We start from the raw sequence: 15,991 nt of genomic DNA on the forward strand, positions 1-15,991 counted from the left end.
TAACCCCTAGGAAAATACCCAAAAATGATGAATTTGAATTCAAATCGGCACCAAATAAAATCGGCCGCTAGGCCACGCCTGTATTGGCTTTTACTGATTAATGACCCGGTTTAACCGGACACTACTGATATTACCTAATCAACAACACATACGCCGTCATCAATACTCGCTATTATCTTAAAAATGAATTTCTCTACTCACAGCTAAAAATTATGCGCAGCATTGCTCACCCTGGAAAATCCGGCACCCAACGCCTTTTTGCGATTCCTTCAGGCGTCCGTCCTATCACCACTGAGCTCATCGCCGGGCAAACACTCCTGGATGCGATTGCTCAGATGGGAGAAGATTTCGATGTAAAAAGCGGTGCGTTCAGGCTAAATGGGGGTGTTTTAACGTCATTTAGCTATGTGATGCCTGCTCTCTCGAAGTCTCCTGAACATGCTGTTTATTTCAGCGAGACCTTTTACGTCGAGGGCCAGGTCAAGCTTGAATCTGCTTCAGTCACCTTTGGTTTACGTGACGGCCAGCCATGGCTGCACTGTCATGCGGTTTGGATAGAACCAAATGGACGCCGGCACGGTGGTCATTTGCTACCCGATCGAGTGGTGGTGGCGACCCCCATTCAACTCACGGGCGTGGCATTAGAGAATGCTGCATTCACAGTTTGTCCCGATCCTGAGACAAATTTTTCTTTATTTACCCCTCTGGCTACTGCCGAGCACTCGACCTCGCCCAATCCTGGGGCTTACGCGATCAGACTCGCGCCCAACGTGGATCTTTGTGACGCGCTGGAAGCTTTTTGCCAAGCGCAGAATATCAAACGCGCAACGATTTTTGGCGGTGTCGGGAGTACGGTTGGTGCACAGTTTCAGGATGGTCGAATCGTCGAACCGTTCGTCACCGAACTTCTCATCCAATCTGGTCGAATTGTTCAGACCGATACCGGTCAAACACGTGCCGAAATTGACATCTCGATTGTGGATTACAAAGGTGGACTGACTGAAGGCCGTCTTGCATCGGGTGCCAATTCCATTCTGGTGACGGCTGAGCTTGTCATTTGTCCTGAGCGCGACTAATTGGACTCAGGCGCTCAAATCAATTCAACGCTTAAAAATTCAATCCTCAAATACTCATCATACAAATCACGGAGGCGTCATTTTGCAAACTGCACTGACCAAAAAACTTGGAATCGAGCATCCCATCATTCAAGGGGGCATGCAGTGGATCGGACGCGCCGAGCTCGTCGCAGCGGTTTCCAATGCTGGTGCGCTCGGGACCTTGACAGCATTGACTCAGCCGACACCCGAGGCACTGCGTGACGAGATTGAGCGGTTACGCACGATGACAGATCGTCCATTTGCCGTGAATCTGACATTTTTACCGACTCTTAAACCCGTACCTTATGAGGCCTACAGGGATGTCATCGTCGATTGTGGCGTAAAAATCGTCGAGACAGCGGGCAATAATCCTTCCGCACATATGCCGGCACTCAAGGCGGCCGGCATTACCGTCATTCATAAATGCACAACGGCCAGGCACGCACTCAAAGCACAGCAAATTGGTGTGGACATGGTCAGTATCGATGGTTTCGAATGCGCGGGACACACTGGTGAAGAAGACATTCCCGGTCTGATCTTGATTCCATCGGCTGTGTCAAAGCTCAGCATACCGGTGATCGCTTCCGGAGGCTTCAGTGATGGCAGAGGCTTGGTCGCGGCGCTGGCACTTGGCGCGGAGGGGATCAATATGGGGACTCGCTTCATGTGCACCCAGGAATCACCTGCACATTTAAATATCAAACAAGCAATTGTTGATAACGCAGAAACAGATACAGCATTGATACTTCGCAGTTTACGCAACAGTAGTCGTGTCGCGCGTACACAGCTTGCGCAAAGCATCATTGATATGGAAAAGGCGGGAGCGACGATTCAGGAGATCGGACCTAAAGTCGCTGGCGCCAAAGGTCGCAAAGTATACGAAGAAGGCGATGTCGAGGGTGGAATCTGGACGGTCGGGATGGTTCAGGGGCTCATCAACGATATTCCAACTTGTGCTGAGTTGGTCAGGCGCATCGTTGATGAGGCAGAGTCAATTATCGAACAGCGTCTGATGAAACTGACCGGTCGGAGTTCAGTAACCGTATGAACACGCTTGACTTAGATCATCACCCTATTGTCAAAAAAGCCATCAGGGCGATTGCGCTGAACCGCACGCCCGGATACCATTTTTGCGGTAATTTTTTTGATTTTGTGTACGACCAAGCCAGTTCTCAGCACTCGGAAGTGCACATTGATCCAGAACCACAAAATATAGATCGTGATCACAGTGTGCATTTGGTGTTACTCGCGATACTGGCGGATATGGGATTGGCCACAGGGATTCGCTACGGACTAGACGACCGGACAAGACTCGCAACAGTGTCTCTTAGTCTGCAGCTTACCGGGGCACATCCCACAGGCCGAGTCGTGGCAACGACTGACACACAAGGACATCTTCAAGGTGCCCAAGGTCGTCAAGGAGTCAGCCTGACCCACATTAAGTCCGGGGAGACGTTGATTGCGGTCGGGTATGGCGCTTTCATGATTTTGCCTGTCCCCAATGGCGGATCGTTGCCCGCGGTGCCATGGGTGGATAAAAAGGCTCCCGAAGATCTAGCCTTGGATATGCAAACATTATCGAATGATGAGAAATGGATTCTTGAGCGGGTCAAAGCAAGTATCTTGCAATGTCAACAGACACGTGAGGATTTCCCGACGCATTTTTTGAATTTTCATCCATACCGTCAAGAGCGTGGCGCGTATTGTGAAGTTTTAAACGGACCACATGTTGCGAACCGCGTGGGTCATGTTCAGGGTGGTGTCATTCTTGCACTTTGCATGGTGACGGCCTGTGCAGCGCTAGGGGACGAATGGATGCTGTCAGGGGTGACGGCGACATACATCAGTCCAGGGGAGGGCGAGGCCATTCATGCGCAATCCAAAATTATTCATCAAGGCAGAATGACAGCTGTTGTGCAAACTTCCGTATTTAATAAAACTGGTCGGCAGGCGCTCGAGGTACTCAGCACGCATGCCAGGCGCTCTAATTCCGGGGATTAGTCGAAGAAGCTGAACGTTGAGAAGAAGTCGCCTTTAAATTTTTTGTTTTGGGTGCCTTATAGCGGTTGTAACCCCACAAATATTGTTCAGGCATTTTACGAATCATTTCTTCCATCTCTGCGTTGATGACTGCGGCTGCTTGTTCGATATCATCTGGCAGGCCCTCTGCAAGCTCTTTGTAACGGAGCGTGTAACCTTTTCCGATACCATTTCGTTCCGCTGCCAGAACAAAAACCGTGGCGCCTGTGAGTTTTTGGAGTCGCTGAACAAGCGTCATTGTGTAGGCAGGTCTTCCAAAAAAGGGCGCCCAAACCCCTTCACCGTCTGGCGGAACTTGATCTGGCAATATGCCGATCGTACCGCCTCTGAGAAGAGTCTTTACCAAAGCGCGTACACCTCTGATGTTGGCGGGTGCCATTTTTAGATGGGGTCTTGACCGCATTTCCACAATCCAGTCTTGTAGCCAAACTTTCCTGGGTGGTCTAAATAAAACAGTTGCGGGGTAATGACTGCTAAAGACAGGCCCCAACAATTCAAAACAGCCGGCGTGCGGGGAGAGCAAAATCATGCCTTTTCCCTTTTCGAGCGCCAAGCGAAACTGATCCCAGTTGTCGCAAGAAAGCTTGGTATTGATGAAGGGATCGTTGCGTCTGGTCCACCAGAACGGCATTTCAAACATGAGTTGCCCATTACTAAGCATTGCTGAGCGAAGGCTTGCTCGTGTTGCGTCAGGATAGGCTTGACGTAAGTTAGCCCAAGCCCGCTCTTTGTAGCGTCCAGGAAGCATCCACGCCACCCAACCCGCGCAGATGCCTAGGCATTGCAGTATGGCTAGAGGCAAAATTCCGAGAGATTTAAAAAGTGCGGAGAGTATGCGCGGAAGGATTTTATTAAGCATTCAGTCAAAACAGATGAGGCGCGTCACAACGCGCATAGGGATAGAATAAGCGTGTTCACAGCCTTTCTGCAAACTCACTGAAACCTTATGAAAATTTCTGACCTTTCGACACCTGCCGCTTTAGTTGATCTCGCCAAGATGGAGCGCAATATTACTCGCATGCAGTCACGCATGGATAGTCTGGGTGTAAATTTTCGCCCGCACGTTAAAACATCCAAATGCGTAGAAGTCACTCAGGCGCAAATCAAGGCTGGTGCCAGAGGGATTACTGTGTCCACGCTCAAAGAGGCTGAACAGTTTTTCGCAGCAGGAATCACGGATATTCTTTATGCCGTAGGGATTACTGCCAACAAACTGCCGCAGGCTCTTGCGTTGATGCGTAAAGGGTGTGATTTAAAAGTATTGACAGACAGCGTTCAATCCGCTGCCGCCATTGCTGCGTTTGGACTTGCCAATGATATACGTTTCAAGGTGATGATAGAAATTGACACGGATGACCATCGCTCAGGAATCAAACCTGAAAGCGCGCAACTTCTCGAGGTCGCCCAGGCGTTGTCGGTGGGAGGGACCGAATTATATGGGGTGATGACGCACGCAGGTTCAAGTTACGACCTCAACACACCTGAAGCCCTCGCTGAAATGGCCGAACAGGAACGTTCTGGTTGTGTGCTTGCTGCTCAGCGCTTAAGAGATGCTGGTTTTGCCTGTCAGGTGGTGAGCGTAGGTTCAACTCCTACAGCGCTATCCGCTCGCCAGCTCGAAGGTGTCACCGAAGTCCGTGCAGGCGTGTATGTGTTTTTTGATCTCGTCATGCATAACGTGGGTGTTTGTACAACCGATGACATTGCACTGAGTGTCTTGACGACTGTGATAGGCCACCAGGAAGAAAAAGGTTGGGCCATCGTGGATGCAGGTTGGATGGCGATGAGTCGCGATCGCGGCACTCAAAAACAGACAACCGACTTCGGCTACGGGCAGGTTTGCACCTTGGATGGGGAGCCTGTCGAAGGCTATGTGATGACGGGCGCGAACCAAGAGCACGGTATCATTTCCAGACCCGATCATCCTGATTTATCGATCGCCAAGCGCTTTCCCGTGGGCACACAACTACGTATTTTGCCTAATCATGCATGCGCGACCGGGGCTCAATTTCCCGAATATCAAGCCTTGAATCGTCATCAAACTGTTCAAACCTGGCCCCGCTTTTACGGCTGGTAGCGTACCCGGCTCAATTCATCCATCTCGGTTGTTGCGAATTGAGTCTATTCCCCTCTCTCTGCACACTACACCTCTTTATTTTTTCGAGGTGTTGGTGTGTATATATTCAAGAAAAAATCCTCCCATAAGCGTTCTTTTGTAACACCTCAGTCATCTAGGGCAGAAGATATCGCTCGCCAGCGCGGACAGGGGATGACCGAATACATCATCATCGTTGCATTGGTCGCGGTTGCAGCGATCGCCGTATACCAATACTTTGGTCAGGTGCTGAGATCACAAACTGCAGCAGTCGCCCGCGAACTTGCCGGTGAAGATGGTACCCAACAGAGCAAAAGTGCGAAAACGGCTGCACAAGGTGCAAAAAGTCAAACCAAGGCTAAATCTTTAAAGAGTTTTACCGGTAATGCCAGTGGATCAACACGGTAATGTTGATCAGCAAAGGCGTCGCAGAAATATACGAAGAGTGCTCAAGAGGCGCTGATGAAAAATCATCTGATTGGATCTCTCAAAAGCATCGTTACCAATCTGGACAATCCATGCTAATTGGCCTGGTGATATGCACAGCGGCCATTCTTGCCTGGTTATCGATGCTGGAAACGGGGAAACGGGTACACGATAAGTCATCCATGAATCGCGCGACCGATGCGGCTGCGTATAGCGCCGCTTTGATACATGCGCGCGCACTCAACATGCACGCATACTTAAATCGTGCCCAGCTGGGACATCAGCTTGCAATGGCGCATCTGATCGCTGTGGCCACGACCTATCGCTTCAGCAAACAGATGTCCAATCAGGCACTAAAACGCAACCCGCCGCCCAGTCTGATTGGCGCATTTTTTGGACCTCAGCATGGTGTGGCCTATGCGGCCGCAATTGGGGCTGGCATGGGGAGTACGTATACGCTCAATACATTTCGCGATGCCTTTTTGCGGCATGAGCATCAAGTTCATCATGTTCTCAATCAGATCAGGCAAGCCCAGATCAAAGAATTCGAACGCGATCGGGAGCGAGCGATTCACCGCATGTTAATCGCGAATATTGGAAATAGTGGTGATAGAAAGAGAGGCGAATCGCTGGAGCAGCTCGGGTTGAAGTTTTCCTTGGTCATAGACGAGACAAAAGACTTCGTTAACGAGCAATCGGCTAATGACGGGTTATGGCGAGATTTTTTGACGAAGGTTGTCAATCAGTACGGATTCCTGACCGAAAGGAACAACACAAAACGGAATATGTGGCTTGTCAATCCGCGCTGTCCATTTAAAAGACACGAATTGCGTCGAAGAGGGCGTTTACAGCTTGACCAGAGTGGTCAATGGTCATCCGAAGACACTCTTTCATTTCATGCATTACGCCACAATAAATTCATTGGTTGTTATCAACGCGAATACCCAATGGGGTGGGCAGTTTTAAATACGGATGGCACAGGATCGGTGACTCGCGATCAAACAGTGAACGCTCCGGACTTTTCAAAACAGACTTTTTGGCGATGGGCACGTCACCAGAGCGCAGGGGGCTGGAATATTTTCAGTGGCCGTCACAATCCCCTGGCAAACCGATACGCTCAAAGTGTGAGGCTTAAATGGGACTCAAAAGGATTGGGTAACTATGCTCAGCTTGAACGGGAACAAGGAAGACGGAATGCACGACTCGCGATCCAGGTGACGCAGTCGATCAATCGCAATGATGAAATCCACTCTTTTGCAACAGCGCATTCGTATTTTGACCCCCCCAAAAACGCCCCAACTCACAGTGCAAGTTTATTTCAACCCTACTGGAGAGCCACACTGATACCTCGTCCACACAGCAAATGAGCGCAAGACATGAATCCCATCAGAAAGGTCAGGCATTGATTGAAGCAGTATTCATCATTTTATTTTTGATCGGCCTTCTCTTTTCCATTGAGTATTCCGGACGATTGCGCGCGCATTCAATCGAATTGTTAGGTCAAAGCAGTTTTCATACCTTCTTACAAACTCGAGAAAAAAAGATGCTCAAACATTTTCTTCTCAATCGCGTTGACCACAGTCATGCAATGTTAAGAACATTTGAAAGGCAACTCCTGGATGTCCATCAAAATGGCCTGATTAAGATCAATGCCAAGCAAGATAGCGTGTCTTACAGACGTTCTTTGGTGAATAGGATTGACAATTTACCGGAGTTAAAAAGATCAAGTTATCTGTATATCAATGCGGGTGATGGATATTCAGCAACCGATGTTCGTTCTCGAATTGAAAATTCCAGAGCAGCATGGCTTGATACGGCTAACTCAACGCGAAAAACACTCATTCCGCATATTGCTAAATTTAAAAAAATTGATTCGCCTTGGGGCAGAGAAAAGCTACAAACTGACTGGTTAGGTCGCTGGTCTGGCCAAATACCTGCCGCATATTCAAGAGCGATTCCCTCGAGAAGAGTCAACAAGTGATCAGTCGATTTTTTTATATATTGATTTTCGCTCAAGCGTTCATATTCAATCAGACGCTTGCTGCGCAAACCATACAAATTCACAATCTCAATTTCATGGGTAATCCACAATCGCTCAAGTCACTTGACAAGATGAGTGTAGATCACCACGCAATCACCATGCATCGGTGGAGTAGTTTCGCCACTTTGGACGAAGTCATGAGATCTCTTTCAGAGCTAGTCCCCGCCAATACTGTCGCGACGGAGGATGGAAACATGATCAAAATATTTTGGAGTACCGCTGATCGATCGCATATTTTAGGGTTCATACCGGTGCGTGAAGGGGAGTTTGAATTCTTTCTGTCAAGTATGAATTTGAATAAAAAATCGTATGCCAATTCAGTGTCTTCAACTCAGTTGATAGATATGAATAATCAGCAAATGGAAATGAACAAGACGCTTAACAGGATTTTTCAAGAATCGAATATCAAAGCCGAAATGCTCGTGCATGTCATGGACGAGTCGAACAATGCGGCTGCCAATATATTGCTTTATGCCTTATCAACGTCGATTGATCGACTGGATCAGATGCTTCGACAGACATTCTCTCAAAAAAACTGGGTAGTCAAAGATAGTTTGCAAAAGATAAAAAATTTGAATCAAGCGCGCTCCATGACTGCAGTTTATTTGGATAGATTGATGCATTTAAATCTTGTTGAACATCACGGTCAGTCATTTTTGTATGTCAGTTTCTCTGGAGTTAAATGATTTTGAATGTTTCTAATTCACACACCAAGTGGTGGTTAATGGCTGTATCAGTTGTTTTCGGAAGCATATCTGCGTGGGCAATTAATCAGCATTTGCATGAAAAAACTGTTGAAATTGAATCGAGAAACAGGTTGGATGAGATGACATTGTTTGTTGCATCCAGAGACTTGACCCGTGATACGGTCATCGAAGAGTCCGATTTCACCCTTGAGCTTTTTCCTGTCAAGTGGGCGCCCGACGGTGCGATGCTTCCTGAACAGAGTGAACATCTTGTGGGTAAACGGCTATTGACTGATTTGAGGGCAGGTCAGCCATTGATGCACGTTCATCTTCAAGATCCAGACTCACCCAGCGTTTCTTCGCGATTAGCGCCAGAACTCAAAGCGGTTTCCGTCACAGTTGATCCGAGTAGCGCGGCTGCTGGGCTGATTCGTGTGGGGGATCGGGTTGATTTATTTGTTTCTTTAGATCATCTAGGCAAGAGAATCACTGTTGGCTTACTAAGTTCCGTCCAAGTGCTGGGGACTGGCCATCTGTCTGATCACAGTACACGTCACGATACTTCCGTCGCCTCTTCGGAGGCCAATATTACCCTTGCTGTTTCACACGCGGATGCGCTCAAACTTGTCGCCGCGCGCGAGGCGGGAACGATTAGCGCAGTGCTCAGTTCAATCCAGAACATAGCTGAGGATTTCAATATAAAGAATACGCCTGCAGATTTAGCGTCCCTGCTTGGACTTCCGGATTTTCCTGTAAATAAAGGCGTTCCAATTATGTATGGAGACCGCTTGTCAGACGACTCAAGCATTTCACTGCCCAACGAGCGTGAGTTCGAAGCCGATGTTCTGACTCGAACTGTGAGCGCTCGATGAGGATCATCGTACTGATCTTGATTTGGCCGGTCTGCTTGATTCCCGTTTCTGTTCTTTCTCAGACGCATCTTAAATTAGAGGTTGGGTCTTCGACAGTTCTACAGCATGGAAATATTGAACGCTTGGCGATTGGTAACGGCGAGGTGCTTCAGGCAACGGTGATTAACCAAAATGAAATTATTGTTTTTGGTAAAAAGGCGGGTGCCACAACAATGGATATCTGGCGCTCTCCGGGGAAACGCACTTCATATCAGGTACGGGTTGCGCCCGAGGGATTTTCTCGTGTTCAAGAAGAGATCAAAAATTTATTAAAAAGTGTACCGATGGCGCGCAGTACTGTGGTGGGCGACAGATTGATCATTGAAGGTGAAAATTTATCTGATTCAGATCAGGCCAAAATATCGCGACTTGCGCAGCGCTATCCTGAATTGTTGGATTTTACGAGCCAGGTCGGCTGGGACAAGATGGTTCTTTTGGATGTCCAGGTCGTTGAAATTCCGTCGGCGCATTTACAAGAGCTCGGAATACGATGGAATAGCAGCCTCCCGGTACCAATCACTGGTTCAGGTGGGCTTCCTGGTATCAAAGCAGGTTTGCTCGCCAGAATCAATGCCCTTGCGCAGTCAGGAGAGGCAACCATACTCGCCCAACCCCAATTACTTGCACGAAGCGGGGCGACAGCTAATTTTGAAGCCGGTGGAGAGGTCCCTTATACCAGCACTGATAAAGACGGTAAAAGTACGACTTCTTTTAAAAAATATGGTGTAACGCTCAACATCACTCCTCAAGTCGATCTCAATCAAGCCGTTCGTTCAAAAATCGATATTGAAGTCAGTTCCGTTGATCAGACTCTCGCCACTTCCGCGGGACCCGCCCTCAAAGTCAGGCGCGCCTCAACGGAATTCAATGTTCGCTCAGGACAAACACTGGTCCTGGGCGGATTTTTATCCAGAGAGCGTAGTCGAGATCAAGATGGAGTTCCGACCTTATCTGAGTTGCCTGGAATTGGTCACTTTTTTGGTGTGAGTCGAACTCTCTATCGAGAGACTGAATTAGCGATCTTTGTGACGCCTGTGGTGGTCAATGCGGATCACCCTAGTATGGCACAGCGCGTCGGGAACGCCGCAGTCATTCTTGAAGAAGCCTTTGGTTCAGGCCAAAGGCTCAATACGCCCGTTTCTGCGGATCAAAATATTAAAAACTGGAGCCATCATCAATCACCTCAGTCTCAATGGGAGTCAAGCGAAAACATTCAGATCGTCGATCAATGGAGTATCGACCCATGATGGATTTACTCATCGTATATGAGGATGGAAGGCGCGAAAGGATTCGTCAATCGTTACCCTTTGTCTTAGGGCGAGGTATTGAGTGTGATGTCAGAATTCCACACTGGCGTGTGGCCAGACGCCATTTGCGTGTCACACAAGGCGGAGATGGCTATCAGATCGAAGATCTTGGTTCCTTGTATGGGTCGCGAGTCAATGGAAGAAAGTTTTCTATCCATGGTCTTGTGAGCGAACGTGATGAGTTCATAGTCGGCCCCTGCATGATTCGACTCACCCCTGTTCATCGTTCGCTCCCGCAGGTATCAATTTCAGCAGAGTGTGTTTCGACCCTATCAGAGTCGAAATCTGAGGATTTACCCTCGAAAATATCTAATACTGCCTACCGTGATCTCAGGCGGGAATTGCATGCAGGCCTCATCAAGGCCTTCGACTTGAGACGTAATGACATTGCTTCTTTATCAGAGGGGGCTTTAAGAGAGCAGGCGATACAGTGTGTGACAACTTTGCTTGAGGATCATGCAAGCACTTTGGTCGGTTCGCAACGTGACGAACTCTTAGCGCTTGTTGTAGATGAGGCGGTCGGGTTGGGGGTGCTCGAATCTATGCTGTCCGATCCAGACATTACAGAGATTATGGTCAATCGATACGATGAAATTTTTATAGAACGAAATGGTTGTATTGAGACGAGTGAGTCTCAATTTAGTGGTGAGCATGCCGTGAGAGGCGTGATTGAGAGAATAGTATTCCCGCTCGGGCGCCGATTAGATGATGCGGCTCCAATGGTTGATGCGAGATTGAAAGACGGCTCGAGAATTAATGCAGTGATTCCTCCGATTGCTATTCGAGGGGCATGCATGACCATTCGAAAATTCACCAACAGAGGCATTGACCTGGAGGGATTGGTAGCGAATGGAACACTAGGAGTCGAACTCGCCAAATTTTTAAGACTATGTGTGCATCAGCGACTGAATATTATTGTCTCAGGAGGAACAGGATCGGGTAAGACCACTCTTTTAAATGTATTGGCAAATTGCGTTCCAATTGATCAGCGTATCGTCACGATAGAAGATTCCGCAGAGTTGCAGATCAATCATCCGCATGTCATGGCTCTAGAGGCTCGACCTGAAAATGCCGAAGGACGGGGGGCTGTGACGCTTCGTGCTTTGGTTAGAAATGCTCTACGCATGCGACCGGATCGTATCGTCGTTGGAGAGGTTCGCGGCCCTGAAGCGATTGATATGTTGGCCGCGATGAATACGGGTCATGAAGGTTCTCTGACCACGCTTCATGCGAATACTCCCAGAGATGCGTTGTCACGCCTTGAAACAATGATTTTATCGGCCAATTCGGGGCTTCCCCTTGGTGCGATTCGTGAGCAAATGAACTCTGCGATTCATCTGATTGTTCAGCAAGCACGCTTACCTGATGGTCGACGCGTTGTGCATGATGTTTCCGAAATAGTCGGTCTTGAGTCGGGTTGTGTTCAGATGCAATCATTGGCAAGTTTTGACAGAAAAAGCGGACAAACTGAACCTCGTGGGCTCGTTCCCCAATGTTTTGAAGAATGGGGCTCCGAGGCGGATCAAAGTCTTTTGCACTGGTTTACGTCGAGATGATCTACGGTGGACTGATCTTGGCGTGCATTTCGATATCTGTCGCTGTCTGGCTGATTCAGCACGTGGCTGGTTTTGTCTGGAGTCGATATCGAAGTTCAGTGACTGAGCATACCCAAACAAGCTTGTCTGAACTTTTTGTATTTATCGATATTACGCACTTGTGGCCTGCGCTATGTTGTATCGCAGCAACCACAGGTCTTTCTGTATGGCTGCTGAGTAACAGTGTGTTATTGGCTTTGGTCATGAGTGCTTTGATACTGATCTTGCCAAGACTTGTGTTGACAACGGCTTTAAGGCGTCGACTTGCAATGTTCGACTCTCAATGGCCAGATGCGCTGACAGCGATTTCTGGGGCTTTGCGTTCAGGTGCAAGTTTGGGACTCGCACTTAAGAGTTTTGCTGAAGACGCGCCTACGCCGATGTCCCAGGAGCTGAGTCTGGTTTTACGGGAGCATCGCATGGGAATACCCTTGAATCAAGCCTTAGCCGCTCTAAATAGGCGCATGCCTTCAGAAAGCGTTGAACTAGTGACGGCCTTACTTTCCGTGGGCAATGCATCAGGTGGTTCTCTTGCTGATTTATTGGAGCGTTTATCGACAAATTTGCGTGCTCGACAACACATTTCTGGAAAAATTGACATGCTGACTGCCCAGGGAAAAATGCAAGCCTGGGTCATGGGCGCGCTCCCGTTAGCGCTTCTTTCGGCGCTATCTTTAATAGATCCAAGCTCCGTAGAGCTCATGTTTTTGAGTCAGACAGGCCAATTCATGTTGGCGATCGTCCTGGTGCTTGAAGTCCTCGGTATTTACTGGCTTCGCAAGATTTTGGCAATCGAGGTGTAAATAGATGTCTTTTCTTGCTCTGGGTTGCGCATTAATTGCAATCGTTTTTTTGTCACTATTAACAGTCCCGTGGCTACATCACATTTATTTGCACGCTAAACCTGATTTGAAGCAGAACAATTTTCATAAAAAATCACTAGTCAATCGACCACATTACCCCCTGCTTTGGAAGATCAGTCACTTTGCGGGACGTTCGTTATTGCCATTTGTGACATGGTCGCAGCGCAGAAAATTAAATAGTCACATCGAACGAGCAGGTTTGAGTGGCTGGGACTTTTTTCAGATTTATTGTTTGCAATTAAGTGGCGCACTGACGGCTATATTTTTGTGTGCATGCTGGCTGCTGCATGATCTTTTGACATTGCGTGCTGAAGCATACATCGCCTTGTTCATATCGTGCACATTGGGCTGGTGGTTGCCGATTTTCTGGCTCAAGCGCATGTATCGAAGCCGAGTCAGTTTGATTAGTCGTCAGCTTCCATTTTTTTTAGATATGGTTGGTCTGGGTCTTGATGCGGGTCTGAATCTTCAGGCCTCGGTCCAGTTAGCGCTTGAACATGTAGGGGAGGGTGCTCTACATCAAGAGTGGTCAAAAATGCTAGCGGATATGCGTGCTGGACAGTCTCGCGCGCAGGCGCTTAGACAACTCAGTCGACGTTTGGACTTGTCTAGCGTTCGCCAGCTGATTTCATCTCTGATTCAAGGTGAAGCGATGGGTTTTAGTCTGGGCCGCATTATTCAAGTGTATGCGGATCAACAAAGGGCGTTTCGTTTAATGCAAGCAGAGAAACAAGCGCTGCAGGCTCCTGTCAAAATGCTCTTTCCCATGGCGCTGTGTATTTTTCCGTGCACTTTTATTGTTTTGGGGTTTCCCGTTGTTGTCCAACTTATGGGATTGAAATGATTATCACTCGCGCAGATAGTTGGATCAAACGCGCGAGAGGACTGCTGTTCAGACCGCCACTGATCAGTGGCGAAGTCCTTTGGCTGAGCCCTTGCTGTTCTATTCACACATTTGGCATGCGTGAGGACATTGCAGTATTTTTTCTGGATGAAAACAATACAGTGATTGACGTTCGTCCAAGGGTCCCACCGAACCGTGTCGTGAGTTGTTTACGCGCGCGATCCGTTTGCGAGATGTTACCCATCTCATCGGCTCAGTCAGGATTAGTTTCTGCAGAGCTTTCTTTGTTGCTATCGTTAAAGACGGCAACGTAACTCGTGTAAAAACTACAATACAAAACAGAGGTTGCGACGACGTTGATCGGAACTTGAATGGTTGCAGCTGTGCTGGGTTCGAGTCCGATCATGACGAGTAAGCTGATCAACGTATCAATTGCCAGAAATACAGCGAGCCAACATAGGCCGTAAACTAAAAAAGCCCATTTATTTCTCCAACAGGCAATCCAGCTAAAAAATAAGGCCTGTGTGATGCGGATACCATGCCAGCCAACCAACGCGGGAGCAAACCAGAAAATTGCCGCCATGACGACATAAAAGATACCGAATATCACCATCGGAGTTCGGACTGCCTCCATCAGTGGTAATAAATCATTGTTCTTTTCAACGTTCCTCAGCGCCTCGGTGACCTCATTGGAAAAGGGCATAAAAACTGCCAGCCCAAGCAGCAAGCAAAAACCAACGTACAAACCACCCATGCCGAGTAGTCTGCGAAACACCAATGGTTGACGCAAGGGCTCAATCCAGGTGCCCAGTAATATCCTGCGTCCTTCAGTCGCATGTCTTCCTGCAGAGAGTGAAAGCAATGTTGCAGTTGGCATCAAGACAATGAAAAAGACTGGCCCGATCGGCGGGGTGATCGTTGCGATCATCAGCATGAGACTGACGAACATCGCCCAGGAGAAGAAAGCGAGTGGTTGGCTTCTAAACAGGGACCAACCATCGCGGACCCACATCCATCCAGCCAGTGCAGGTAAAGGGACTGCTTGCATCAAAATTCCTTAGGAAGTACGGAGATCGCACCAGTTGTTCTTTGTTGCAGTATGCGTTCAAAGTGACCCGGATCGTGGGGCTTGAGTGTTTGAGCAGGTCTTGGAAGATAAAAATCAAAAAGTCTTGAAATCCAAAAGCGCAGTGCTGCGCCTCTGAGGATGATTGGCCAAATCCTTCTTTCCGCCTCAGTAAAGGGGCGAACGCGTGAATAGGCTTCAAGCCATGACTCAAGAAGTTCAGGTACAAAAACACCTGTTGAATGCTCGATACACCAGTCATTGACGCTGACGGCTACGTCAAAAATCCATGTGTCGACGCCCGCGAAATAAAAGTCTATGAAGCCACCCATGAGAGGCGCTTCAGGCGTTCCGGCAAAGAGAACATTGTCACGAAATAGATCGCAATGCGCAGGTCCGCGAGGCAATGTCTGATAGTCGGCGGTCTTTGCAAGTATTTGCTGTTCTGATAGCGTATCCTTTAAAAGCAGGGCTAGCGGCTCTGTCAGAAATGGCATCACGGTAGGCGCTGTTTGTTCCCACCACGGCAAGCCGCGTAAATTGGGTTGGCTGATGGCAAAGTCCAGACCGGCGAGATGGGCGCGAGCAAGGGTTTCGCCGGCAATCGCGCAGTGGCGAGCGCTTGGTTTAGGCTCGTAACTTCCGGGAAGCCTGGTGACGATCGCCGCAGGTTTGCCATGCAAGATTGACAAACGTTTACCGTCAATACGGGTTTGAGGCTGAGGAACAGGAATACCCTTTTCCGCGAGATGGTTCATCAGCTCGATGTAAAAAGGCAGCTGTTCCAGCGTCAACACTTCGAAAACAGTTAAAACGTACTCCCCCTGCGAGGTGGTCAGGAAAAAGTTGCTGTTTTCGATTCCGGCAGCGATACCCTTGAGCGAAAGGAAATCACCGAGTGCGTAATCAGCCAGTAAAGATCGAGCGTCATTTTCGCTGACCTGAGTGAACACTGCCATATTTTTCCGGGTGAATCATGTTGAAAGTTGTGTCCATTTTAACAAGGATGACTGACAGGAA

At 48.5% G+C, this 15,991-nt stretch carries 17 protein-coding genes; 14 read left to right on the top strand and 3 right to left on the bottom strand.

Translation table 11 applies throughout. The annotated features are described in order from the left end of the window. The first annotated feature begins 212 nt into the window (after positions 1-212). From QWY30_RS15270 to QWY30_RS15280, 3 genes are all read left to right on the top strand, one after another. Positions 213-1,076, top strand: coding sequence for a PCC domain-containing protein (locus QWY30_RS15270; RefSeq protein ID WP_290242467.1), 864 nt, complete (start codon positions 213-215; stop codon positions 1,074-1,076). Between the two features lie 82 nt (positions 1,077-1,158). Continuing rightward, a complete protein-coding gene (locus QWY30_RS15275) occupies positions 1,159-2,145 on the top strand; it encodes an NAD(P)H-dependent flavin oxidoreductase (RefSeq protein ID WP_290242470.1) in 987 nt (328 codons plus the stop codon). After that, positions 2,142-3,098 (top strand): PaaI family thioesterase, encoded by a 957-nt coding sequence (locus QWY30_RS15280; RefSeq protein ID WP_290242472.1) that lies wholly within the window; start codon positions 2,142-2,144, stop codon positions 3,096-3,098. Before QWY30_RS15275 ends, QWY30_RS15280 begins: the two co-directional genes overlap by 4 nt. Here QWY30_RS15280 and QWY30_RS15285 read toward each other — a convergent pair. Beyond that, positions 3,082-3,996 carry a lysophospholipid acyltransferase family protein gene (locus QWY30_RS15285; RefSeq protein WP_290242474.1) on the bottom strand — a complete coding sequence of 305 codons (915 nt, stop codon included), beginning with the start codon at positions 3,994-3,996 and terminating at the stop codon, positions 3,082-3,084. The genes QWY30_RS15280 and QWY30_RS15285 overlap by 17 nt on opposite strands. Before the next feature lie 87 nt (positions 3,997-4,083). On the opposite strand from QWY30_RS15285, the gene QWY30_RS15290 reads away from it, so the two are divergent. The 11 genes from QWY30_RS15290 (at position 4,084) to QWY30_RS15930 (ending at position 14,219) form a co-directional block, all read left to right on the top strand. Then, positions 4,084-5,214: a DSD1 family PLP-dependent enzyme gene (locus tag QWY30_RS15290; RefSeq protein ID WP_290242475.1), complete on the top strand. Its 1,131-nt coding sequence runs from the start codon at positions 4,084-4,086 to the stop codon at positions 5,212-5,214. 192 nt (positions 5,215-5,406) lie between these two features. Continuing rightward, positions 5,407-5,640, top strand: coding sequence for a hypothetical protein (locus QWY30_RS15295; RefSeq protein WP_290242518.1), 234 nt, complete (start codon positions 5,407-5,409; stop codon positions 5,638-5,640). Next, complete coding sequence (locus tag QWY30_RS15300; RefSeq protein WP_290242477.1) at positions 5,640-7,025, top strand: hypothetical protein; 1,386 nt, start codon at positions 5,640-5,642, stop codon at positions 7,023-7,025. Before QWY30_RS15295 ends, QWY30_RS15300 begins: the two co-directional genes overlap by 1 nt. Next, positions 7,022-7,639, top strand: coding sequence for a hypothetical protein (locus QWY30_RS15305; protein ID WP_290242479.1), 618 nt, complete (start codon positions 7,022-7,024; stop codon positions 7,637-7,639). Before QWY30_RS15300 ends, QWY30_RS15305 begins: the two co-directional genes overlap by 4 nt. Continuing rightward, positions 7,636-8,385 carry a hypothetical protein gene (locus QWY30_RS15310; protein WP_290242482.1) on the top strand — a complete coding sequence of 250 codons (750 nt, stop codon included), beginning with the start codon at positions 7,636-7,638 and terminating at the stop codon, positions 8,383-8,385. Before QWY30_RS15305 ends, QWY30_RS15310 begins: the two co-directional genes overlap by 4 nt. 38 nt (positions 8,386-8,423) lie before the next feature. After that, positions 8,424-9,257, top strand: a complete 834-nt coding sequence (gene cpaB / locus QWY30_RS15315; RefSeq protein WP_290242519.1) for a Flp pilus assembly protein CpaB — start codon at positions 8,424-8,426, stop codon at positions 9,255-9,257. After that, positions 9,254-10,543, top strand: coding sequence for a type II and III secretion system protein family protein (locus QWY30_RS15320; RefSeq protein WP_290242484.1), 1,290 nt, complete (start codon positions 9,254-9,256; stop codon positions 10,541-10,543). Before cpaB ends, QWY30_RS15320 begins: the two co-directional genes overlap by 4 nt. Then, the gene (locus QWY30_RS15325) at positions 10,540-12,159 is read left to right on the top strand and encodes a TadA family conjugal transfer-associated ATPase (protein WP_290242486.1); all 1,620 of its coding nucleotides are present in this window, start codon (positions 10,540-10,542) and stop codon (positions 12,157-12,159) included. Before QWY30_RS15320 ends, QWY30_RS15325 begins: the two co-directional genes overlap by 4 nt. Then, positions 12,156-13,001 (top strand): type II secretion system F family protein, encoded by an 846-nt coding sequence (locus tag QWY30_RS15330; RefSeq protein WP_290242488.1) that lies wholly within the window; start codon positions 12,156-12,158, stop codon positions 12,999-13,001. Before QWY30_RS15325 ends, QWY30_RS15330 begins: the two co-directional genes overlap by 4 nt. A 4-nt stretch (positions 13,002-13,005) precedes the next feature. Then, positions 13,006-13,905, top strand: a complete 900-nt coding sequence (locus tag QWY30_RS15335) for a type II secretion system F family protein (protein ID WP_290242489.1) — start codon at positions 13,006-13,008, stop codon at positions 13,903-13,905. After that, a complete protein-coding gene (locus QWY30_RS15930) occupies positions 13,902-14,219 on the top strand; it encodes a DUF192 domain-containing protein (RefSeq protein ID WP_353958811.1) in 318 nt (105 codons plus the stop codon). Before QWY30_RS15335 ends, QWY30_RS15930 begins: the two co-directional genes overlap by 4 nt. Here QWY30_RS15930 and QWY30_RS15340 read toward each other — a convergent pair. Continuing rightward, on the bottom strand, positions 14,159-14,953 hold the full coding sequence (locus tag QWY30_RS15340) for a BPSS1780 family membrane protein (protein ID WP_290242492.1): 795 nt from the start codon (positions 14,951-14,953) through the stop codon (positions 14,159-14,161). The genes QWY30_RS15930 and QWY30_RS15340 overlap by 61 nt on opposite strands. After that, complete coding sequence (locus QWY30_RS15345; RefSeq protein WP_290242494.1) at positions 14,953-15,930, bottom strand: homoserine kinase; 978 nt, start codon at positions 15,928-15,930, stop codon at positions 14,953-14,955. The genes QWY30_RS15340 and QWY30_RS15345 overlap by 1 nt, the downstream gene beginning before the upstream one ends. Positions 15,931-15,991 lie beyond the last annotated feature (61 nt).

Source organism: Zwartia panacis, assembly GCF_030410395.1.
Classification (GTDB): Bacteria; Pseudomonadota; Gammaproteobacteria; order Burkholderiales; family Burkholderiaceae_B; genus Zwartia; species Zwartia panacis.

Coding starts and splice junctions, on each gene's coding strand:
- QWY30_RS15320 (WP_290242484.1), top strand. CDS start 9,254: ATGAGGATCATCGTACTGATCTTGATTTGGCCGGTCTGCTTGATTCCC.
- QWY30_RS15285 (WP_290242474.1), bottom strand. CDS start 3,996: ATGCTTAATAAAATCCTTCCGCGCATACTCTCCGCACTTTTTAAATCT.
- QWY30_RS15305 (WP_290242479.1), top strand. CDS start 7,022: ATGAGCGCAAGACATGAATCCCATCAGAAAGGTCAGGCATTGATTGAA.
- QWY30_RS15930 (WP_353958811.1), top strand. CDS start 13,902: ATGATTATCACTCGCGCAGATAGTTGGATCAAACGCGCGAGAGGACTG.
- QWY30_RS15345 (WP_290242494.1), bottom strand. CDS start 15,930: ATGGCAGTGTTCACTCAGGTCAGCGAAAATGACGCTCGATCTTTACTG.
- QWY30_RS15280 (WP_290242472.1), top strand. CDS start 2,142: ATGAACACGCTTGACTTAGATCATCACCCTATTGTCAAAAAAGCCATC.
- cpaB (WP_290242519.1), top strand. CDS start 8,424: ATGGCTGTATCAGTTGTTTTCGGAAGCATATCTGCGTGGGCAATTAAT.
- QWY30_RS15340 (WP_290242492.1), bottom strand. CDS start 14,953: ATGCAAGCAGTCCCTTTACCTGCACTGGCTGGATGGATGTGGGTCCGC.
- QWY30_RS15290 (WP_290242475.1), top strand. CDS start 4,084: ATGAAAATTTCTGACCTTTCGACACCTGCCGCTTTAGTTGATCTCGCC.
- QWY30_RS15300 (WP_290242477.1), top strand. CDS start 5,640: ATGTTGATCAGCAAAGGCGTCGCAGAAATATACGAAGAGTGCTCAAGA.
- QWY30_RS15295 (WP_290242518.1), top strand. CDS start 5,407: ATGACCGAATACATCATCATCGTTGCATTGGTCGCGGTTGCAGCGATC.
- QWY30_RS15270 (WP_290242467.1), top strand. CDS start 213: ATGCGCAGCATTGCTCACCCTGGAAAATCCGGCACCCAACGCCTTTTT.
- QWY30_RS15330 (WP_290242488.1), top strand. CDS start 12,156: ATGATCTACGGTGGACTGATCTTGGCGTGCATTTCGATATCTGTCGCT.
- QWY30_RS15335 (WP_290242489.1), top strand. CDS start 13,006: ATGTCTTTTCTTGCTCTGGGTTGCGCATTAATTGCAATCGTTTTTTTG.
- QWY30_RS15325 (WP_290242486.1), top strand. CDS start 10,540: ATGATGGATTTACTCATCGTATATGAGGATGGAAGGCGCGAAAGGATT.